The 20,958-nt window shown below is 60.5% G+C and carries 20 protein-coding genes and 2 pseudogenes; 14 read left to right on the forward strand and 8 right to left on the reverse strand.

Annotated features, from left to right (window positions below):
* The first annotated feature begins 117 nt into the window (after positions 1-117).
* From JOH52_RS30915 to JOH52_RS30950, 8 genes and pseudogenes are all read left to right on the forward strand, one after another.
* The gene (locus JOH52_RS30915) at positions 118-600 is read left to right on the forward strand and encodes an NUDIX hydrolase (RefSeq protein ID WP_013845883.1); all 483 of its coding nucleotides are present in this window, start codon (positions 118-120) and stop codon (positions 598-600) included.
* 445 nt (positions 601-1,045) lie between these two features.
* Positions 1,046-1,249 (forward strand): annotated as a pseudogene (locus JOH52_RS30920) (chemotaxis protein CheB); the annotation flags it as partial.
* 284 nt (positions 1,250-1,533) lie between these two features.
* Positions 1,534-2,487, forward strand: a complete 954-nt coding sequence (locus JOH52_RS30925) for an AraC family transcriptional regulator (protein ID WP_013845885.1) — start codon at positions 1,534-1,536, stop codon at positions 2,485-2,487.
* A 128-nt stretch (positions 2,488-2,615) separates the two neighbouring features.
* Entirely contained in the window at positions 2,616-3,269 is a 654-nt protein-coding gene (locus JOH52_RS30930) for a nitroreductase family protein (RefSeq protein ID WP_014531189.1), read from the forward strand.
* A gap of 33 nt (positions 3,270-3,302) precedes the next feature.
* Positions 3,303-3,872, forward strand: a complete 570-nt coding sequence (locus JOH52_RS30935) for a carboxymuconolactone decarboxylase family protein (RefSeq protein WP_013845887.1) — start codon at positions 3,303-3,305, stop codon at positions 3,870-3,872.
* A gap of 19 nt (positions 3,873-3,891) precedes the next feature.
* On the forward strand, positions 3,892-4,206 hold the full coding sequence (locus tag JOH52_RS35570) for an NAD(P)H-dependent oxidoreductase (RefSeq protein WP_014531188.1): 315 nt from the start codon (positions 3,892-3,894) through the stop codon (positions 4,204-4,206).
* 466 nt (positions 4,207-4,672) lie between these two features.
* Positions 4,673-5,140: a DUF3788 domain-containing protein gene (locus JOH52_RS30945; RefSeq protein ID WP_013845888.1), complete on the forward strand. Its 468-nt coding sequence runs from the start codon at positions 4,673-4,675 to the stop codon at positions 5,138-5,140.
* 160 nt (positions 5,141-5,300) lie between these two features.
* The gene (locus JOH52_RS30950) at positions 5,301-6,218 is read left to right on the forward strand and encodes an NADP-dependent oxidoreductase (RefSeq protein ID WP_014528821.1); all 918 of its coding nucleotides are present in this window, start codon (positions 5,301-5,303) and stop codon (positions 6,216-6,218) included.
* Between the two features lie 611 nt (positions 6,219-6,829).
* Here JOH52_RS30950 and JOH52_RS30955 read toward each other — a convergent pair.
* Positions 6,830-7,333, reverse strand: a complete 504-nt coding sequence (locus JOH52_RS30955) for a cupin domain-containing protein (protein ID WP_014528822.1) — start codon at positions 7,331-7,333, stop codon at positions 6,830-6,832.
* A gap of 426 nt (positions 7,334-7,759) precedes the next feature.
* Here JOH52_RS30955 and istA point away from each other — a divergent pair, with 426 nt between their 5' ends.
* On the forward strand, positions 7,760-9,289 hold the full coding sequence (gene istA, locus JOH52_RS30960) for an IS21 family transposase (RefSeq protein WP_012477342.1): 1,530 nt from the start codon (positions 7,760-7,762) through the stop codon (positions 9,287-9,289).
* Between the two features lie 12 nt (positions 9,290-9,301).
* Complete coding sequence (gene istB / locus JOH52_RS30965) at positions 9,302-10,039, forward strand: IS21-like element helper ATPase IstB (RefSeq protein WP_014529841.1); 738 nt, start codon at positions 9,302-9,304, stop codon at positions 10,037-10,039.
* A gap of 339 nt (positions 10,040-10,378) precedes the next feature.
* Here the strand turns inward: istB and JOH52_RS30970 are convergent, their stop codons facing one another.
* Both JOH52_RS30970 and JOH52_RS30975 read right to left on the reverse strand, forming a co-directional pair.
* Positions 10,379-11,356 (reverse strand): hypothetical protein, encoded by a 978-nt coding sequence (locus JOH52_RS30970; protein WP_014531961.1) that lies wholly within the window; start codon positions 11,354-11,356, stop codon positions 10,379-10,381.
* 30 nt (positions 11,357-11,386) lie between these two features.
* On the reverse strand, positions 11,387-11,821 hold the full coding sequence (locus JOH52_RS30975) for a hypothetical protein (protein WP_014531962.1): 435 nt from the start codon (positions 11,819-11,821) through the stop codon (positions 11,387-11,389).
* Positions 11,822-12,350: 529 nt separating this feature from the next.
* Here JOH52_RS30975 and JOH52_RS30980 point away from each other — a divergent pair.
* Both JOH52_RS30980 and JOH52_RS30985 read left to right on the forward strand, forming a co-directional pair.
* Complete coding sequence (locus JOH52_RS30980; RefSeq protein WP_014531963.1) at positions 12,351-12,944, forward strand: DUF6088 family protein; 594 nt, start codon at positions 12,351-12,353, stop codon at positions 12,942-12,944.
* Positions 12,937-13,959, forward strand: a complete 1,023-nt coding sequence (locus JOH52_RS30985) for a nucleotidyl transferase AbiEii/AbiGii toxin family protein (protein WP_014531964.1) — start codon at positions 12,937-12,939, stop codon at positions 13,957-13,959. The genes JOH52_RS30980 and JOH52_RS30985 overlap by 8 nt, the downstream gene beginning before the upstream one ends.
* Positions 13,960-13,990: 31 nt before the next feature.
* On the opposite strand, the gene JOH52_RS36045 is transcribed toward JOH52_RS30985, so the two are convergent.
* Positions 13,991-14,122, reverse strand: a complete 132-nt coding sequence (locus JOH52_RS36045; RefSeq protein WP_014531965.1) for a hypothetical protein — start codon at positions 14,120-14,122, stop codon at positions 13,991-13,993.
* A gap of 130 nt (positions 14,123-14,252) precedes the next feature.
* On the opposite strand from JOH52_RS36045, the gene ku reads away from it, so the two are divergent.
* A complete protein-coding gene (gene ku / locus JOH52_RS30990) occupies positions 14,253-15,059 on the forward strand; it encodes a non-homologous end joining protein Ku (protein ID WP_014531966.1) in 807 nt (268 codons plus the stop codon).
* Positions 15,056-16,091, forward strand: a pseudogene (gene ligD / locus JOH52_RS30995) (non-homologous end-joining DNA ligase). The gene ku and the pseudogene ligD (JOH52_RS30995) overlap by 4 nt, the downstream one beginning before the upstream one ends.
* Before the next feature lie 34 nt (positions 16,092-16,125).
* On the opposite strand, the gene JOH52_RS31000 reads toward ligD (JOH52_RS30995), so the two are convergent.
* The 4 genes from JOH52_RS31000 to ligD (JOH52_RS31015) all read right to left on the reverse strand — a co-directional run bounded on the left by JOH52_RS31000 (position 16,126) and on the right by ligD (JOH52_RS31015) (position 20,624).
* A complete protein-coding gene (locus JOH52_RS31000) occupies positions 16,126-16,338 on the reverse strand; it encodes a DUF768 domain-containing protein (RefSeq protein ID WP_014531969.1) in 213 nt (70 codons plus the stop codon).
* Positions 16,339-16,556: 218 nt separating this feature from the next.
* Positions 16,557-17,075, reverse strand: coding sequence for a DUF4334 domain-containing protein (locus JOH52_RS31005; RefSeq protein WP_014531970.1), 519 nt, complete (start codon positions 17,073-17,075; stop codon positions 16,557-16,559).
* A complete protein-coding gene (locus tag JOH52_RS31010) occupies positions 17,063-17,956 on the reverse strand; it encodes a hypothetical protein (RefSeq protein ID WP_017265962.1) in 894 nt (297 codons plus the stop codon). The genes JOH52_RS31005 and JOH52_RS31010 overlap by 13 nt, the downstream gene beginning before the upstream one ends.
* A gap of 31 nt (positions 17,957-17,987) precedes the next feature.
* On the reverse strand, positions 17,988-20,624 hold the full coding sequence (gene ligD, locus JOH52_RS31015; RefSeq protein WP_014531972.1) for a DNA ligase D: 2,637 nt from the start codon (positions 20,622-20,624) through the stop codon (positions 17,988-17,990).
* Positions 20,625-20,958: the final 334 nt, after the last annotated feature.

The following is a 20,958-nucleotide window of genomic DNA, read 5'->3' on the forward strand; positions in this document are numbered from 1 at the left end:
ATTGGACGCAAGGACGGAGCATTTATGGAACTTCTGCAGCGTGAATAAGCGCCTCTCTGGCAGACGATTTTCTTTGGATTTCGAAGCGCTCTATCTGGTGCAGATAGAGGATGCGGAATGAAAAAAACCGAACGCTACCTCGCGAGACTTGCGCCACATGCGAGCACCCTAACGAAGGGTGGCGCCGCCCATCAGATCGGAGCGATCTGCTACCGAGTCAACGAAATGGGCGCCGTCGAGGTGTTGTTGATCACAACGCGCGCTTCGGGCCGGTGGACGATTCCGAAAGGCTGGCCCATTAAGAACCTGAAACCACACCAGGCGGCCGAAAGAGAAGCGTGGGAAGAGGCTGGCGTAGCTGGAAAAGCGAAGAAGCGAGCACTTGGCTATTTCACCTATTTAAAAACTCTCGACGACGGACACAAAACAGCATCGATCGTCGAGGTGTTCAGGCTGAAGGTGGACGAACTGCACCACAAGTTCCCGGAGCGAGGAGAGAGACAGATGGCGTGGCTGTCCCCGGTCGAGGCCGCCAGACGTGTGCAGGAGCCGGAACTGAAAGGGTTACTGCTGCGCATGCTCAAAGAACCCAGTAGCTAAATTCCGGCCTGGTGGCCTGATGGGCAGCACTAAGCAGAGATTGCGAGAAATTCACTCGACCAGCATCGGAAACCGTGCCCATATGGTTGAGCCGGAGCCGTCGTTCGGATCACGAAGAGGCGAACACAATGTCTTACGATTGGGATGGCAGGCAATCTCATCGAAAGAGCGTGATCAGGTTCCTCGCCGCGCTGGCGCTGCCAGCGGTATTGCTCAGTTCAGCGATTGCTGTCGCCGAATGGGCGAGAGATCCAACCGCTAAGACCGCGGCCACTGAAACGCCGGCAGCTCGGGCATGAACTCTTCGCTTGATCTGTAGCCAATTGAAGGGAACCTTCAAGGCCGGAGGTAGCCCATCCCACGTTTCCGGCACGTTCCTCTTATATCAGCGGACGTGTCGGCCATGATAGCATTGACTGGGAAAATCTTCCCTTCGTCCTCCAAAATGCGAGGCAATAGAACTTATCCGCGTGCGGAGCGTTTTTGCCCCGTGGAGCATACTATGGGCCGCCGAGACGTCATAGCCATAGGAGGTTCGCTTGGCGCGGTGGCAGCCCTGAAGCACTTGCTTGGCAAACTTCCGGGCGACTTCGCCGCCGCTGTATTCGTCGTCATACGTGCCGGCGCACGCGGAAAAGATCTACTCGCGAGATATTCAACATGACCTTCGCCGTCGCCTGAAAGCTGTCGATCGGCCGAGCGCCGGCCGTTGCCAACTTCTCGATCGTTTCCAAACGTGACGGCACATCGATAGAGTCGGTAGTTGGACGTTATGGGGCGCCCTGAAACAGCCCCCTGCTCCGATCAGGAGGCGTTCGGTGGCTGGTTAATGATCTAGGCCCAGTACGGAGCCAGGTTTGGAAACGTGGGCGATAAGTAGAACCAATGCACAATTGCGATAAGATGTTTCATCATGTCCGTTCTTGAGGTCCAATGTCTGAAGTCGATTGGCTGAGCCGTCTCCTACAAATCGTCACCGTAACCGGTCAGCTCGAGGTCCGCTGTGCCTATGGTGCGCCGTGGCGCGTGGCCTGGGGCCGGGCGGCGGCGAATGAAATCCCCTACCACGTCATCGTCAAGGGCCGGGCCATTTTCGAGGATCCGGAGACGAGAACAGCGAAGGAGTTGGTGAGCGGAGATATCGTGCTGCTACCTCACGGTGCGGCGCATGTACTGCACGACGGTAGCGGCCAGACGCCGGTCCCCACCCAGCAGCGCCAGGGAGCTGCCGGATGGATGCTGAGCGAGAACGATAGCCAGGGTGAGCAACTTGATTTGTTGTGTGGCCGATTTTTCATCGCCCCGCCCCATGATCAACTGATCCGTAATTATCTGCCCACAAATCTGGTGGCACGGACGATCGACGGCCTCGGAAAAGACGGGATCGGATCTGCTACCAATCAACTGGCCAGTTTGGTGGGCCTGATGCGAATGGAGTCCGCCGGCGATCGCGCGGGAGGACGCGCCGTTCTCAACGCGCTTTCTTCGGCCCTCTTCACATTAGTGCTGCGAGCTGCAAGTGAATCCGCGAAAGCCCCTGAAGGCTTGTTGGCCCTCGCCGGCCACCCACGACTGGCACCGGCAATTACGGCTATGCTCGCCGATCCGGGCAAGCCCTGGAAACTGCCTGATCTGGCGGACTTGTGCGGCATGTCGCGCGCCACATTCATGCGCCACTTTCAGGACAGGCTGGGTTGTTCGGCCCTCGATCTGTTGACTGATCTCCGCATGAGCCTGGCAGCCAACGAGTTGAAAAAGCCGAAGATCAGCACCGAGGCTGTGGCCGAAACGGTCGGCTATCAATCTGTTTCGGCATTCCGCCGTGTGTTTACTGAGAGAATGGGGATGACGCCCGGGGAATGGCGCAGACAAGCGCATACCGGCTGAGCGCGCGCGGACTAGGATCACCCGTAGGATTGATCCTTTCGCGCATTATTCTGATGCAAATCAGTCTCGATATTCTCGCTGACGGCCGTAATTTGGGTTCCGTAATCACTTGATGAGGGAGCCACCCAATGAACTACATCAGCAACGCAGCCAACGAACTGACGCCGACGAACGCCGTCATCGAAACCATCCTGAGCCGTAGTGCTGCCAAGTACTACGACACCGCCGCCACACTGAGCGACGATCAGATTCGCGACCTGGTGCGGATCGGCACGTCCGCGCCGACATCCTTCCACCTGCAGAACTGGCGGTTTATCGCCGTCCGTACGCCTGAGGCCAAGGCTCGGTTGCGTCCGATCGCCTGGAACCAGCCCGCGATCACCGACGCCGCCGTTACCTTCATCATCGTCGGCCAGTTGGCCAATGCTAGCACCGTTCCCGTGCGCCTGGCGCCGGTCGTGGAAGCCGGCATTATGCCGGCACATCTGGTGCCGGAATGGGAAATGCCCGCTCGCGGTCTGTATGACGATCAGCCGCAGCGCCAGCGCGACGAGGCGGTGCGCTCCGCTACCTTCGGCACCGCCGCAATCATCTATGCAGCCCGCTCGCTCGGCCTGGGTTCGACACCGATGATCGGTTTCGACGCAGAGGCCGTGCATCGCGAGTTCGGCCTGGCCGAACACGAAATCCCGGTGATGCTGCTGACGGTCGGGCCAGAGCGGGCCGGCAACTGGCCGCAGAAGCCGCGCATGCCGGTGGCCGATGTCCTGGACTTTGCATAATTCCAAACCGCTCAATCACTTATGGAGATTATAATGGCAAGAATTGCTGCTCTGACGCCGGAACAGGTGCCGGCTGAATCGAAACACACCCTCGATACGTTTACGAAGAACATCGGGTTCACCCCAAACATGATGGTGGCCTTCGCGCAGAGTCCTATCGCGTTCAACGCGTGGGCCACCCTGCTCGGCTCCCTGAGCAAGGCACTCGACGTAAAGACACGCGACAGCATCGGCCTTGCCGTCTCCGAGGTGAACGGTTGCAACTATTGCCTGACGGTTCACAGCTTCACCGCCGAACATATGGCCAGGCTGCCTGCCGATGACATCATCCTCGCCCGAAAGGGCCACGCCAGCGACCCGAAGCGGGATGCCGCTATTCAGTTTGCGCGAAAAGTCATCGGGACCCGCGGGCACGTCAGCGACGCCGATCTCAAAGACGTCCGCGATGCTGGCTATACCGATGCGAACATCATCGAGATCGTCGCGCTTGTGGCCATGTATTCCCTGACGAACTTCTTCAACAACGTGTTCGATCACGAGAAGGACTTTCCCCCCGTGACACCAGCGGCTCGATCTGAGTTTTCGCCTACCGCAACCTTTTGAAGCTGTTGGGATCAATCACATGAATATTCTCTATGTCGATAGCAGTCCGCGTCAGGAATCGCACAGCCGTCAGCTTTCGGCGGCGATCATCGAAAAGCTTCTTGAGGTTGCCCCCGGCGCGAGCATCACTCGGCGTGAATTGGGGGCTGAACCCCTGCCCCAAACCGAGGCCCTCTACGCCGCCGCGTTGGCGTCGCCGGCAACGTTGACCGCCCCGCCAATGGGTTCTCTAGATCTTTCCGAAGCGCTTATTCGGGAAGTCGAAGCGGCCGATGTGATTGTCATCGGAACGCCGATGCATAATTTGACAATTCCCTCGGTCCTCAAGGCGTAGGTCGACCAGATCCTGCGCGTCGGCCGCACAATGAAGTCAACGCCGGCCGGCAAGGTGAGAATGCTCCGGGACCGTTCGGACTTTATCGGCGCGGCTTCTGGTGGCTTCTTCACCGGTGAGCGAGCCAACCAGCCGGATTTTCTCACGCCCTATTTGTGGCTGGCACTCAGCTCCATTGGGCTGAGGACTCAACAATTTCTCCCGCTTCAAGGCACTGCCTTCCTGGATCGGAGTCAGGGGCCGTTAGCGAGGGACAAAGCGCTCGCCGCTCTCGACCTCACCGCCGCGGAGCATTTTCGAGAATTCCGCGATCGTCCTGCGGTGCTCTCGAGTACTGGCAGACCGTACCGCGATGTCCCCTCGCTCGGGCGACCGTCACCAGGAGCATTCTGAGGGCGCGCACAAGCTTCGGGCGCCCGCATCCTAACCCTCTGGCCTCCGCCGGACCATTGAATATGAGGCTCAGATGACCTTATCAAATCGTACCCCTTCTCAAATCGGCGCCAGGATTTCCGACAGATCAGCACCGCCTGATGACAGCGCCGTTCGGGACTGGCTTGGACCAGAGGCATTCGGCCATTGGACCGAGCTGCGGACCTGGATTGACGAATTCTATATGGGGGTTTTCGCGCCGGACTGGCTGTACGGCGGCAAGAACCGTGGTTGGTCCTTGCGCTATAAGAAAACGAAGGCGTTCACCACATTGGTGCCGGAATACCGGCGGTTTTCGGCTGTTGTGGTTATGGGTGGAGCAGAACGTGAGAAATTCGAGGAGCGGCGTTATGTCTGGCGCCCGCAACTGGTCAAGCTTTACGATGAAGCCAAAACATATATCGACGGAAAATGGCTGAGACTTGCCATCTTATCGGCAGACGATCTGCATGATGTGACGGAACTTTTGACGATGCAGCGCCCGCCACTGCCGCGCGGTTGAAGCCAAAATAAGGTGGGCTTGCCGCGCGAAATCACACAGCAATTCGACAACAAGGTCTTCGCGAAAGGCGTCAAGCCGATAACGAGTTGCGGGAGAGATCGAAAAGACCTTCCACGCCTGCAATTTACCCAAACAAACAAATACTGAGGAGACAATTCCCATGAAAGCGATCGTAGTGACCGACCAGGCTGCGGGAACAGCCGGAATGAAGCTGGTGGAGCGACCCGAGCCGCAGGCCGCGATAAACGACGTCGTCGTACAGGTCCATGCGGCGGGGTTCGTCAACACCGAACTGGATTGGCCTTCGACCTGGACCGATCGGGCCTTTCGTGACCGGACGCCATCGATTCTCGGCCATGAGCTGGCCGGTGTGATCACCGGGCTGGGCTATGGCACCACGGGACTGTCGATCGGCCAGCGGGTGCTCGGCCTGTCGGACTGGTATCGCGACGGCACACTCGCTGAGTACGTCGCTATGGAGGCCCGAAACCTCGCGCCATTGCCCGGCAACGTCGACTTCACGGTGGGCGCAAGCCTGCCGATATCTGGCCTGACCGCATGGCAGGGACTGTTTCAGCATGGCCGCCTTCGGGCGGGGCAGAGCGTCCTCGCACACGGCGCGGCTGGCGCCGTCGGCTCGATCGTGACGCAGCTTGCGCGGGAAGCCGGCGCCTATGTTATCGGCACCGGACGCGCCGCTGACCGCCAGAAAGCTTTGGACTTCGGTGCAAATGAATTCATCGATCTTGGAAACGACATCCTGGAAGACGTCGGCGGCGTCGATCTGGTATTCGACGTTATCGGCGGCGATGTTCAGAAGCGGTCCGCAGCGCTGATCCGGTCCGGAGGAACGCTTGTGACAGCCGTCGGACCGACGGACATTCGACCTGTGGATGGCCTGGCGGTTGACTTCGTCGTCGAGGCTGATCGTGCCCAGCTATCCGAGATCGTTCAGCGGGTCCGGGACGGAAGGCTGCGGACGAACATCGGCAAGGTTTCAAGTCTGGACGATGCGGTCGCCACCTTCAATTCGGCGGAGCGGCGCGCAGGAAAGACGGTCATTCGCGTTCTCCCGTGAGGACGCGGCGAGGATATTCGCGGGGCACTTGAACCCGTCGTATCTTCCCGACGGATTGGCCTCCACGCGCACTCCTTGGAGGGGTTCCTCTAGGGAGTGCGCAGTGCACACAAGATGCGCGTTCCTAGCGTCTCAGATTCGTTTACCCGATGGCCTCAGTCGTTCAGCGTTTTACAGAGGCGAGATATCTCTCACGCCCGATATCGCAAAGCGGCTACTGACCGTGCTCGATGGCTTGGTCGACCTCGGCAACAGACACAGCGCGGTGCTGAAACAAACTGATGCTTGCAAGTGAGTGCAAGGCAGGGTTTAGACTAGCGTTGTGAGAACCACGATAAGATGGCCGAGGTGCTTTCTGCCGACGGCAACTCTCTCCAGAATTGAGTTGAGACACGGACAGTCAGCACTCCGGCCCCAGAGGCGACTTCCATCCCTCGCCTCGAAAGGATTCGAAGCGCAGACCCTGCGATTAGGCGGACGCGTGATCCTGGCGCAAGCGGTCGACTTCCATAGCGCTTCCGACGACGCGCACTGCAAGCAACGTGAGGCGAAAGTCCGTCCCGCAAACGGGACAGCCCGTCCCGCCGAACGAAACAGAGGCGCCCAAACGGTCAACCTGGATGTTTGTGGATCGGATCGACCCAATAGACTTCCTCCGGCTTTTCCACCGGATCGACATCGGTGATATTGACCACGACCGCCTCGTTGTCGGATCGCACCAGCACGCATTCGAGCACGTTCTCGGGATCGGCATTGATTTCTTGGTGTGGCACAAAGGGTGGTACGTAGATGAAGTCGCCCGGGCCGGCTTCCGCGACGTATTCGAGCCTGTCGCCCCAACGCATGCGCGCCTTCCCGCGAACGACGAAGATTACGCTTTCGAGCGGACCATGGTGATGCACGCCGGTCTTGGCATTGGGCTCGATCGCAACGGTCCCGGCCCAAATCTTCTGGGCGCCAACGCGTGCATGATTGATGGCCGCCTGCCGATACATGCCGGGCGTCTGGGCCGTGTTGTCATCGAGCTGGTCCCCCTTGATGACGCGAACGCCGTTATGTTTCCACCGGTCCTCTGCCTGGTGGTCATGACCGTGATGACGAGGGTGATCCGACATGCTGGCCTCCGTTTTTCGGCATCGGGACCGCACCAGGTCCTAGATCGGCTCGCTAGAATTTAGCAGCCTATTGGTGCCGTTCAAAATCGTTTCCAGACGATACATTATGCGATCTTCTTGGCCAGACCGTGAATATCTTGGCAACAAGCCGTGCACAGGCCTCGTGGAAGAACGGTTCTCCCCCACGCCTAAGCGACGTCCACGCTTAAGTCTGTGAACGGCAGCCCTGCGCCCCTTTCAAGTCGTTTCGAACCAGTTTGCCTGCCCCGAAAGCGGCAGTTCTGCAAATTCCGAGGCAATCCGCCCCCTGATTCCGAGATGATGCCGCCCCCATCGGAAAGCATCTGGCGTGGGTGTTCTGCTGGTGTGAAGTTTCTTCCTTCGACGTGACGAGGAAGGAACGGGATGCCTGCGGAGAGACTGGAGATGCGGCGTGTCCGCGAGATATTGAGATATCGCTTCGAACAAGGACTTGGCCACAAGTCGATCGCGGTTCGGGTTGGAGCTGCGCCATCGACGGTGCGCGAGACGCTTCGGCGTGCGGCCATTGCGGAGCTATCGTGGCCGTTGGGTGACGACGTCAGCGATGCAGTCCTGGAAGCGGCGCTTTACAAGGCAGGCGGGACGAAGACGGGTCATCGTCGGAGCCCTGAGCCGGACTGGGCGCAGGTCCACCGCGAGCTGAAGCGCAAGCATATGACGCTGCAGATCCTTTGGGACGAATACATCAGCCGTTATCCGGAGGGCTATCGCTACAGTCGCTTCTGTGACCTCTACCGCGGCTGGGCGATGAAGTTGCCTGTGACGATGCGGCAGGATCACGCGGCCGGCGACAAGCTGTTCGTCGACTACGCCGGCGACACGGTCACGGTTGTCGTTGATCGGCTGTCCGGCAAGACACGGCAGGCGCACCTGTTCGTGGCGGTTCTGGGAGCATCCAGCCTTTCATATGCGCAGGCACGTTGGAGCGAGACGCTTCCCGACTGGATTGAATGCCATATCCTGGCGCTGGAGTACTTTGGCGGTGCGCCAGCCTTGCTGGTTCCCGACAATGCCAAGGTAGCGATCATCAAGGCCTGCCACTTCGATCCCCAGGTCAACCGGACGTATTGCGGGATGGCGGCCCATTATGGCAGCGCCGTCTTGCCGACGCGGCCGCGACGCCCGCGGGACAAGGCGAAAGTGGAAGCTGCGGTTCGTATCGTCGAACGCTGGCTATTGGGCCGGCTGCGCCATCGCATCTTCTATAGTTTGGCCGAGGTCAATGCGGCGATTGGCCAATTGCTCCATGATCTCAATGATAAGCGCGTTCTGCGCCGTGTCGGCGCCACGCGCCGCCAATTGTTCGAGGAGCTTGATCGTCCGGCTTTGCGACCGCTGCCTGTCGAACGTTATGTCTTTGCCGAATGGCGTATCCGGCGCGCCGGGCTGGATTATCACGTCGAGATCGAGCGGCACTATTATTCCGTTCCCTATCGCTTTGCCCGCGAGCAGGTCGAGGCTCGTATCACCGCCAATACGATCGAGATCTTCCACAAGGGCGAGCGAATTGCCGCTCACCGGCGCTCCAGCGGCAACGGCAAGCACACGACGATCCCCGATCATATGCCCTCTGCGCATCGCCGCTTTGCCGACTGGACGATTGAACGGATTCAACGCGAAGCCTCTGCGATGGGGCCGGATGTTGCGCTGTTGTGCGAGCGCATTCTTGCCGACAGGCCTCATCCCGAGCAGGGCTTTCGAGCTTGCCTCGGCATCATCCGCCTCAACAAGAGCTTCGGCCGCGACAGGGTCAATGCCGCTTGCGGCCGTGCGTTGGAGATTGGCGCACGAACCTATGGCTCGGTGCGATCCATCCTCGACAATCACCTTGACCGGACGGCTGCCTCAAATGGAGCGGCGCCGCATGAACCGATCCATCACGCCAACATCCGCGGACCTCGCTATTACCACTAAGGAGAACGAAAGATGCTTGCCCATCCAACACTGGATAAATTGAATGCCATGGGCCTGGCCGGCATGGCAAAGGCCTTTGGCGAACTTGTTGCCAACGGCGAAGCCGAACATCTCTCGCACGCCGAATGGCTCGGACTGCTGCTCGAACGGGAATGGAGCTCCCGTTACGATCGGAAGCTTGCGGCACGCCTCAGGTTTGCCAAGCTTCGCCACCAGGCCACCCCAGAAGATGTCGACTATCGCGCCGACCGCCGCCTCGACCGTGCTCTCTTCATGAAGCTGCTCGGTGGCGACTGGATCAACGCCCATGACAATCTGGCCATTTGCGGCCCCTCGGGTGTCGGAAAGAGTTGGTTGGCTTGCGCTCTCGGCCACAAGGCTTGCCGAGACGATCGCTCAGTTCTCTATCAGCGTGTCCCAAGGCTGTTTGCCCAGCTTGCGCTCGCGCGTGGTGATGGCCGCTACGCCCGCCTGCAACGAACCTTGGGCCATGTTCAGCTCCTGATACTGGATGATTGGGGGCTCGAGCCGCTCAACGAACAGGCCCGCCACGACCTGCTGGAAATCCTCGAAGATCGCTATGGACGCAAATCAACGATCATTACCAGCCAACTTCCCGTGTCCGCATGGCACGGCGTCATTGGCGACCCAACCTACGCCGATGCCATACTCGACAGGTTGGTCCACAATGCCCACCGCATCGAATTGAGCGGCGATAGTCTGCGCCGAAATCTACCGCGCAAAGCTTGACACCTCGCCTGAATGAACTGACAACAATCATCGCCTGCAGACCCCACTAAACAGGGGGCGAGATCATCCCGGAAACCGGGGGCGCAATCATCTCGGAACAAAGGGGCGGCTTCATCGGAATCGGCAGCAGTTCATCCGCGGGTGCGGCAAACCGACTACAATGACGAACTGACGGGAATGCTGGCTTTCGACGGATCAATCTGTGCGCGCGAGCTGCGGCTTTGAGGGCAAAATCGGTCGAAATGTCGCGGCGACGGACGAAGTACCACTTCTATCCCGCCTGGTTAAGAGGCGATCGAAGAGCACTTTTGGGAGGACCGAACAGGCTGCCGCTGCGCTTCAAAGCGATCGAGAGCCGGCGCTCAATTGCTCGCCCACTCCGCTCGATTCAAGCCAGGGACCGAGCACCTCAGCGGTTTGCTCGATCAGCACTAACGGGTAGCGCTGCGGAGCGCGCAGGCGGGCCAAGGCCTCACCTAGCTCGGCACCGTCGATGGATTCATCTTCTGCGGCGTGGGCCACGGCATTCTGAAGCCACAGTGCCACCTCCTCCATCCGCGCGCCGCCATTGCCGAACCAGTAGGCGAAATGCAGCCAAACGTGCCCGCGCAGCATAGGAAACTCCAGCGCGGCGAGGTATTGGTCGAGATCGAGCGCAAACTCGTAGAACGATGCCATCCCCTCGAGCAGTTGCCAGCGATCGGGCCTCGTCAGCCAACCTCCAAGCCGTGCAGGCTGTTCAAGCACCCGACGGAATTCATCGATATGGGTGTCGAACACATAGAAATCGTCGAGCAATTCGATGAAGTATCCAATCACATCGTTGGAAATGAAGCGAGCGTTAAGGTGGAGGAATTGGCGATAGGCCGCGTCGAAGCCTTCCTGCTCCAGCTCAGCCTGCCACTGCGAACGATAGGTATCGGGTAGCCGCCTGTCTCCTGCGGCACGTAACAACAGCGGCGGCGCGAACGGGTAGTGCCGTTCATAGTAGGCGATCACGGCAGGATGGCACAGCAACTCCCAGACGAACTGGCCCTCAGGATCGCGCCAGATCTCCGCGCCCTCGGCCTGCAGTCCGCCGATATGGAGCGCTGACAGCGCTCCAAGCAGGAGGTCAAGTTGCTCCCGCCAAACCACGTCCTCCCCCTCTACAATGTCGTTCGCGATAACCCTGTGCGAACGGAACACTCTAAACGGATCGATAGCGCCTTGGCTGAACACCGGCTTTAGCCCCGCGACCTTTTCGCCCACTGCATAGGCATGCTCGACATCGCGCAGCAGACTGGTTGCATTTCGGGTCAGGCAGATCTCTGTCATGCCAGGTAGCTCGCGATAGCCGGGGCAGTTTTATCGCAACGGCGGACGGAGCAATGTCCATCCCGGGCCAGACGGTGTGCGGAGGATCCTCCAGGAAGCGCTGCACCATGACCACATTTTCCCCATCCCCAAAAACACCTGCCGCGCTTTGACCTGCGCATCCCAACCGTTCGCGAGTTCTTTGCTGGAATCCTCCATCAACTGGGTGAGAAAGGGGCTGCCCGGCTCCAGCCCGTCGAGCGAGAGAACGCCGAATTTGGTCAGGGCGGTCAGCGATGCGATCAGACGCGAGGCTATCCCGAGTTCCTTGCGCACTTTGTTAAGATAGGCTCCCATGTGCGCGGGTGCAAAGAGCTGCAGCCGTGTCTTGCCCGCCCAGGACGCCTGGTTGCGGATTGCATCTAGCAGCGCTCGGCGTGATACAGGCGCTCCAAGTGAATGGGCGATCACTGTTACTTTCGTCATACTCGCGGACAACCGATCCACCGAGCGCACGGCTGGCAAGCGCGTTCCACTCGGCGTTAGCCCCGGCCGCTTCGTCGAGGAAGTGCCTAAGGGTGCCCGCCGACATTTCTGGCTGGGCGCTGAAGCTGCGATAGCCGAAATAGGCTAGGTCGCAAGTCCTGGCCCGCGAGTCAGCTGCTAGTGCCGCTTCCGTACCGGCTCAGGTTTTCAATGCATTACCGCCGAAGCCATGCACAAACACCAGCAACCGCTGTGCCGGTTGTTTGGCGAAATAGCCAACCGATTCTGTCCCCACGGCAGCGCAATCGCAACAGAATGGATCAAGTCTCTGCCCCCGCATGTATCCCTGCGCCCAATGCCGGCGCGGTCCCATTAGAAGGATAGGACCGCCCGCAAGCCTTTGACCAGACTGCATCTTGGCCGCGGGCTGGCTCCGAATCACGTCACTCCCCGGACCGACAATTTGATCCGCCGCCTTTCCGTTGCAAGCTGTCAGAAACTCGCATATATTTCTGACAGGAGAATGGCGATGCAAAACCTGACGTCTCAGATCCTGGGCTATGCCGAACAAATGCCGGAAGGATCTCCCCTTTCGGCCAAGAGCCTTTTGCATCTCGGAAATCGTGCTGCAGTCGACCAGGCCCTTTCGCGGTTGACCGAGCGCGGAGAACTCATCCGGGCTGGTCGCGGCATCTACATGCGGCCCGTCAAAAGTCGCTTTGGCAGCCGGCCGCCGACGGTCGAGCAGGCCGTGGAGGCAGTGGCGCAGCAGCGCGGCGAGATCATCGTTTCCAGTGGCGCCGCCGCGGCAAACGCGTTGGGATTGACGACACAGGTTCCGGTCCGCTCCGTCTACCTGACATCCGGCCGCAGCCGAACCATGAATCTTGGAAAGCAGAGTGTCGAGCTCAAGCACGTGCCTCGCTGGCAGCTGGCTCTGGCCGACCGGCCGGCGGGCGTGGCGGTCCGGGCGCTTGCATGGCTCGGACCCGAAAAGGCCGAGGAGGCACTGTCGAGGATCAAGCGAAAGCTCCCGCCGGCCGAGTTTGGCGAGTTGGTGGCCGCAGCACCGCAGTTTCCGACGTGGCTCGCAAGAAGCGTGAACAGGGCTGCGCATGGCTGATCGTTTTCTGGCGCTGTCAAAAGACGACAGGCGTGAGGCCTTGGCTGTCGCAGCCGCCCGCACTGGACGGCCCATTCATCTGCTGGAAAAGGATGTCTGGGTCGTCTGGACACTCGAGACGCTCTACTCGTCAAAACTTGGCGAGCACCTGGTGTTCAAGGGTGGCACCTCGCTCTCGAAAGCCTATGGCGCCATTCGACGGTTTTCGGAAGACATCGATCTGACTTACGATATCCGGGCTTTGGCTCCCGATCTTGTCGGTGACAATGACGAGGCACTGCCGAAAACCCGTAGCGAGGAGAAGCGCTGGACCAGCGAAGTGCGAAAGCGCCTTCCTGTCTGGGTGGCCGAGTCGGTGGAGCCGGTCATTGCAGCGGCAGTGCGCGGCCAATCCCTTCCCGCACGGATCCGCATCGAGGGCGATACGCTCTATCTCGACTACGAAGCCGTGAGCAGCGGATCAGGTTATGTCGCACCGAGCGTCATGCTTGAGTTCGGAGCACGATCGACCGGTGAGCCGGCCAGCATCCGCGATGTGGGTTGCGACGCCGCGGGTCATGTCGATGGTGTTGAATTCCCGAAGGCAAGCCCACGCGTCATGCATGCCGAGCGGACATTCTGGGAGAAGGCGACCGCGATCCACGTCTTCTGCCTGCAGGAGCGCCTCCGCGGCGATCGGTTCGCGCGCCACTGGCATGACGTCGTCCGGCTGGACGATGCCGGTTTTGCCGACAAGGCTTTTGCTGAACGGCAGCTTGCCAATGCGGTGGCTAAACACAAATCCATGTTCTTTGCGGAAAAGGCGGCCGACCGGTCACCGATCGACTACGCCGCAGCCGTCGACGGTCATCTGGTTCTGACACCGTCCGGAGATGGTCTCCGCGCGCTCAGTGAGGACTATGCAAAAATGGTCGACGACGGCCTTCTGCTTGGGGATTCTGAACCGTTTGAGCAGCTGATCGAGCGATGCGCGCTCATTCAGGAGCGGGCAAATAAGGTCGGTACGACAGAATAGTCGTAATCGTAGGCGGCAGCTTCGCCATGTCTCAATGTTTGCGGTCGCCCTTGTCACCCTGGCCGGGCTTGGCATCGTGTTTCGCATCTCGGCGGGCATCGGCCGACAGCGACCGCGAGACGTCGTCGCTCTCCTTGAACTTGCCCTCCTTGGCGACGGACATAGCGTTTGTCGGTCAGCGCACTGCCGCCAATGCTAACCGCGGCGTCGGCCGCCAGAAGGCAGCCAAGCCCGCGGCGAAAGCAAAGCAGGCCCAGGCGCCGGCGCGGCGAGCCAGTTGATCGGAGGTCGCCATGGCCCTGCGTTCCTATTGGAAAGGCTATCTCAAACTCTCGCTCGTCACCTGTCCGGTGCAGATGATGCCGGCGACCTCCGAAAGCGAGAAGGTCCGCTTTCATACCCTCAATCGCCAGACCCAAAACCGCGTCGTCAGCCACTACGTCGACTCCGTGACCGGCAAGGAGGTCAAGGAAGAGGATGAGGTGAAGGGCTATCAGCGAGGGGAGCACGAATACGTTATTCTCGAAGACGAGGAGCTTGAGAACGTTGCTCTCGAAAGGACCAAGACGATCGACATCTCCACATTCACGCCGCGCGATAGCATAGAGTGGATCTGGCTCGACACACCCTATTATCTCTCGCCCAACGATCCTGTCGGACAGGAGGCATTTTCCGTGATCCGCGACGCGATGGAGGCGCAGAACATGGTCGGCATATCCCGGCTAGTGATCTCACGCCGCGAGCGTGCCGTCATGCTCGAGCCACGTGGTAAGGGTATCGTTCTGTGGACGCTGCGCTACGGAGACGAAGTTCGCGATGAAGACAGCTATTTCGAGGCGATCGGCGATGAACGGGCCGATTCCGAGATGATGCCGCTCGTCCAGCAGTTGATCAAAAAGCAGACCAAGGACTGGACCCCGAAAATGGTCCCCGACCCGGTCCAGGAGCGGCTGCTCGAAATCATCGCAGCCAAGAAGAAGGCGTTGAAGCCGCAGAAGGCCCAGGGCAAGACAGCACCTTCGTCGTCGCCGAGCAATGTTGTCAGCATCATGGATGCCTTGCGGAAATCAGTCGCGGCTGAGAAACGGGCGACCAAATGAGCCGTCGTGCCAAACCTTTGCTGCAGGACGATTCCGTCGCCAAGTCCAAACCGGCCCGGCCGCGCGATCCGGCACAACCCAATCTTCCGTTCGACCCGATGCCCGAGCGCATCGAGCCGTGCCTGGCGCTCCTGAAGCCGGTCCCGCCGAAAGGCCCGGATTGGGTGTTCGAGGTGAAGTGGGACGGCTATCGCCTGGCAATCCATATCGAGCCGAAAGGTGTCAGGATCATCACTCGCGGCGGTCACGACTGGACGCATCATTTCCCGGCAATCGCCGAGGCCACCAGCAAGCTCGGTGTCGGGACCGCGATCCTCGATGGCGAGGCCGTCGTGCTCGATGAGGAAGGACGGTCCGATTTCGGGGCGCTGCAGCGCTCGCTCGGCGGACGCGGTGGCAAGCGTTCGTCGACGGAGTCGGTGTTTTTCGCTTTCGACCTGCTCTATTTCGATGGCCACGACCTGTCGGGCACCGAACTCTCCGTGCGCCGGCATCTGCTTGAGGGCTTTCTCGACGGCCCCACTGGCGCGATCCAGTCGTCCGAGGAAGTGTTCGGGGATGGCGCACTTCTCGAGAAGGCTTGCTCCATGGGCCTCGAGGGGATCATCGCCAAGCATCGGGATCGGCCCTATCGCTCCGGCCGCACCGGCGACTGGCTGAAGATAAAATGCCTCCAGAGCGAAAGCTTCATGATCGTCGGCTACGAGCAATCGCTGACCGCCCGCGGAGGGCTTGGCAGCCTGCTTCTCGCCGGTCGCAAAGGACATGACTGGATTTACGTTGGCTCCGTCGGAACCGGGTTTAATACGAAGGATGCCGAGTATTTGCGCAAGACGCTCGACCGGCTGAAGACAAGTAAACCGGCCGTGCCGCTCAAGGGCAAGAACCTGGTGTTCGCCCAGCCGACCTTGATCGCGGAGATCGAGTTTCGTGGCCCATGACGGGAGCCTGCGCCACGCATCCTACAAGAGCCTTCGCGAGGTTCAGGACAATGCCGCGGTGTTTGACATGAGCGAACGGGCGACCCTCTGAAAGGCAGGGTGGCGAGCCGGCCACGAATGACTCGCTACCAGAGCTCCTCCTCGACCGCCTCTTTGATAGCGCCGACGATATAGTTGACGAGCCCGCCGCCGGCCGCGTCCACCAGCATGTCGCGGCTGATGCCCTCCTTCTCCGCATCAGCGAGAAGATCCTCAACCAGCCTCGCCGCGTCGCTCTGCTGCGTGCCGCTGTCGATATGCTCCGATTTCCAGCGTTCAAGGAATTGTTCAGGCTTCATAGCTTGGACCTCCTGACGTGGCGAACCCTTAGGAACGGAAATGGTTCTCAGTATGACGCCACCGAGCTTTAGGAAAACCCGACTGACAAAAGAACAGGGCGCTCGACCCTTGCGGGGAGCGCCCTGTCGGACCCGGACGACCGCGGCAGACAAGCTGCTCGGCAAGGCGATCATCGATACGGGTGGTGAGCGATAGATGATGGCCGGCTGCGCGCATTTCAAGGTCCGTCGACACGCTGGAGTTCGAAGAAATAGATCCGCTCGTCATTCCTGATGGACATCGCGCCCATGATCCTGTCCGCATGGATCCGCCGGAAGTGGTCGACGATCGGCTGGTGGTCATAGACCATGGCCGCGCTCTCGACGCCGCCAAACACCATTGTCTTCAAGGAAGCGACCGGACCCTTCGCCCGCAGCCGGCGTTGCAGGTAGGAAAACAGGTTTCGCGCGACGCGCATCCTGCCAACTTCATGAAAACGCAACGCCAGCCGAAGCGGGATCCACTTCGGATCAATGGCAACCAGCCTCCGGTCCCCCGATCGAAACAGCAAGGCATCGACGCGCATGTCGGGCGTGAACCGTTTGCCGAACCAGCTGAGATTTTCGAGCACACCGTCGAATGGATGCCCCGTCGGGATGCCGTGTCCTTTCCACAGCCCGACCAGTTCGCGCGGCGCGATGGGCGGCAGGCTTCGGAACTCCTCAAGCGCTGTCTGCTGGTCTTTCACCGGGAGCATTCTCCCTTCTCCTTGCGCTCTCTGGCCCGACGCCTGGACTGGGCGTCGCGCCGCGCGATCCGCAGTTCCCCCAGATCAGGTATCCACCAGCCCCGTTCGAGCTCGTGCTCGTTCGGCGGCGTTCGGGCAGGCCAGGTCGTCACCAGTTCTTCCAGGGAACCCAATCGCCACGACGCCCAGACATATTCCTCGCTATTTGCGGCGCGGAAGTAGAACGCGGTGACTGTCGCCGGATCGGCCAGCTCGCCGTCGGTGCCGAGGAAGAAGACCACGCCGACATGCGTGCCGATGGCGCGGTCGGAGGGCGGAGCATCATCGGCAGGAACGGGATAGCGTTTCCGACGGCGCTCCCTCATCCTCGCCTTGGATGCCTCGTCTTGTTGCGTCCCCTTGATCGCCTCGCGCCGGGCCCGGCGTGCTTCCGGCTCACTGCGCTCGGCCGCCGCCTCGATCGTGGGCCATCGCCTCCGCAGTTCATCGAACGAGCGGTAAGGAACGGTCCATAGCCGGCGATCGGCGTCCCAGCGTGCGTGCGGAATTTCCCGGATCTCGTTGACGACCGTGCGTGAATAGGGCGTCTGGATCTGTAACGTGGCGGGCGTCGCCTCGAGATAGCGACTTTCGATCGGATCGAAGGCGAATGCGTCCCTGCCCTTCTCATCAGCGAATCTATCGGCCTCCGCTTCCATCTCGGCCAGCCAGCGGCTGATGCGCTTCTCGGCAGTGCGACCCGGCACGAACCAGGCATTCAGTCTGTCGCTCCAGCGCGCCCGCGGGAACGCCTCCCGAAACCGCGCGAGCGTGATGCGGTCATGCGGCAGGTCGGTTGTCGCACCCACACGGGTGGAGGTGGAAGATTGGTCTTTCGTTTCTTCGTCCATCGGCCATGGTCCGAGCCAGCACCCCTGGTGCTCACGCAGCCCGTCTTGATTTTCCGAGGCGCTTGATCGCCTGTTCGAGCGGCCGCTCGCCATCACAATAGTCTTGCCAGGCAGTGGTTTTCGCAAGCAGCGCCGGCACGGTGCGGACGGTAAACCGCTTCGGGTAGAGATCGGACTTCACCTGCGTCCAGTTGAGCGGCATCGAGACTGTGGCGCCGGGCCGTGCGCGCGGCGACAGTGGCGCCACGGCGGTCGCCATGCGGTCGTTGCGGAGATAATCGAGGAAGATCCTTCCGCCCCTGAGGCTCTTGCTCATCTTGATGAGATAAAGATCGGGATTATCGCGCGCCATTTGCTCGCAAACGTCATGCGCGAATCCCTTAGCCTCGGCCCATGACAAAGGCTTGCGCTTATTCACAGCGAATGGCGTGACGACATGCAATCCCTTCCCGCCGGTGGTCTTGCAGAAACTGACGAGGCCGAGCTCGTCGAGCCGGTCACGCATTTCCCGCGCGGCCGCGACCACTGTCGCAAACGGCACGTCGGGACCAGGATCGAGATCGAACACCAGACGGCCGGGCACTTCCGGCTTGCCGGGTTCGCAGTTCCACGGATGTAGTTCGATTCCGCCGATCTGGGCGATCGCCGCGAGCCCTTCGATCCGATCGATCTGAAGGTAGGGCTTCTTGTCCCCGAAGACTTTCACCAGTTTGAGCAGATTGGAGGTGCCTGGCATCGCATGGCGCTGGAAGAACTGCTCGCCGCCAATGCCGTCGGGCGCTCGAATGATCGAGCAGGGCCGGCCCTTGATGTGATCGATGAGCCAGGTTCCGACGGCTTCATGGTAGCGGACGAGATCTTCCTTGGTCACGGGTTCGCCATCGCCGGCGTCCGGCCAGAGTGGCTTGTCGGGACTGGAGATGAGGACGCCCATGACCTCGGCCTTGGCGCCCTTGCGCCGCACCGGTCTGGTCTTGACGGACGGCCCAGGCTCGGGCGTGTCGGTCTTGGCGGGCGGTGACGGCTTCTCGGCCTGGACCTCTTTCGCCGGCTTGTCCTCGCGCAGGCCTTTGAAGGCTGCCTTACGAACTAGGCCGTCGGCCGTCCAGCCGGCGAACTCGATCTCGGCAACGAGCTCCGGTTTCAGCCAGGTGACTTCCTTCTCCTTTTTCGGCGCACCGATGCCGGTGAAGGGTGACTTCGATGCTTCCAACGCCTTCAGCTTGGGAAAGAACCGCTCGACCTTCGCGGCGCCGAAGCCCGTGCCGACCCGGCCGACATAGACGAAGTGATCGCCGCGGTGAACGCCGACCAGGAGAGATCGAAACTTGCCGTTGGTCGTAGCATAGCCACCGATCACCACCTCATGACCAGCCCGGCATTTCGACTTCGCCCAGGTGTCGGTGCGGCCCGATTGGTAGGGCGCATCCATCTGCTTGGAGACGATACCTTCGAGCGACAGCTTGCAGGCGGAGCGAAGCACCGCGTCACCGCCGGATTCGAAGTGATCGACGTAGCGGATACGCGGATCGTCGCTCCCGGCCGCGAGGAAGTCTCCGAGCCGCTTCTTCCGCTCGACCAATCGCATCGACCGCAAGTCCTCGCCGCCATCAAACAGCAGGTCGAAGGCGAAGTAGACAAGGTTGCCGGTCTTGCCTTCCGAGAGCGCGGCCTGGAGTGCTGCGAAATCGGGCGCGCCATTGTCGTCGAGGGCGCAGATTTCGCCATCAATGATGCAATCGGGCAATTCGGACGCAGCATCGGCGATCTCTGGATATTTCGCGGTCCAGTCGAGACCCTTGCGCGTCTTCAGCGTCACCTTACCGTCGGCAACCCGCATCTGGATCCGATAACCGTCGAACTTGATCTCATGCAGCCAGTCGTCGCTGGCCGGCGGCCGCGCAAGCGTCTCGCAGAGCTGCGGCTCGATAAAATCCGGCAGGTCGGCTGCCGTGGAGGTCGCGAGATCCCTGCGAGACCCCTTCTTGCGCTCTTCCGCTGCCAAGCCATGCTTGCTGTCCCAGACGGCATCTGCCTCGACATCCGCGTTCGCCATCATGAACGGTCGCGGCTTGCGGCCCGTGCCCTCGGCGATCTGCTCCATGCTGCGGGCGGAGGCGATGGAAGTCGCGTTCTCCTCCAGGATTGCCGCGCCGTTCTCGTCAACGGAGTAATCGTCACGATGTTTGATGAGCAGCCAGTTGGTCCGCTTGCCGCCATCGCGATCGTTGCGCATCCGCACCAGGACGAAGCTGCCATGCAGCCGCTTGCCATGAAGCGTGAACTTGAAGTCGCCCTTCTTCAGGGCCTCTTCAGGCGACTTCCTACCTTCTGGCTCCCAATAGCCGCGGTCCCATAGCATGACCGTGCCGCCGCCATACTGGCCCTTTGGAATCGTGCCTTCGAAGTCGCCATAGTCGAGCGGGTGATCTTCGACTTCGACGGCCAGTCGCTTGTCACTAGGATCGAGCGATGGGCCCTTGGTCAACGCCCAGCTCTTGAACACCCCGTCCAGTTCAAGCCGCAGATCATAGTGAAGCCGGGTGGCGTCGTGCTTCTGGATCACGAACCGCCGGCGGTTCGACTGCTTGACCTGAGCCTCGCCGCTTGGTTCTCTGGTCTTCTTGAAATCGCGCTTGGCACGGTATTTCGAAAGATTGTCAGCCATTGGTGTCGCGGACCCTTCCAGTGATACGAGGCGGTGTCTGCCTCCCGATCGTCGATGTTCACAGATGACAACGCCGGCGGCGGCCCGTAGTTTCGCGGGGCACGTGGGTCCTGATCGGTCGAACAGTTGATATCGCGGTAAAGGCTGGTATGTTCCCTATTTGTTTTCGGCGCCCAGATCAGCTTCTTCATTTTGAGCGTATCGGCCACGATGATTATTCCTAATTCACGCCGAACTCGCTTACACGTTGCGGGTGCATGGGCATGTAGATCCATCTTACCAAGCAAACAAAGGGGGAACTGTTTGCGCCTCGCAGCGTTCGGCGAGATAGCAT

The organism is Sinorhizobium meliloti, assembly GCF_017876815.1.
Taxonomy (GTDB): Bacteria; Pseudomonadota; Alphaproteobacteria; order Rhizobiales; family Rhizobiaceae; genus Sinorhizobium; species Sinorhizobium meliloti.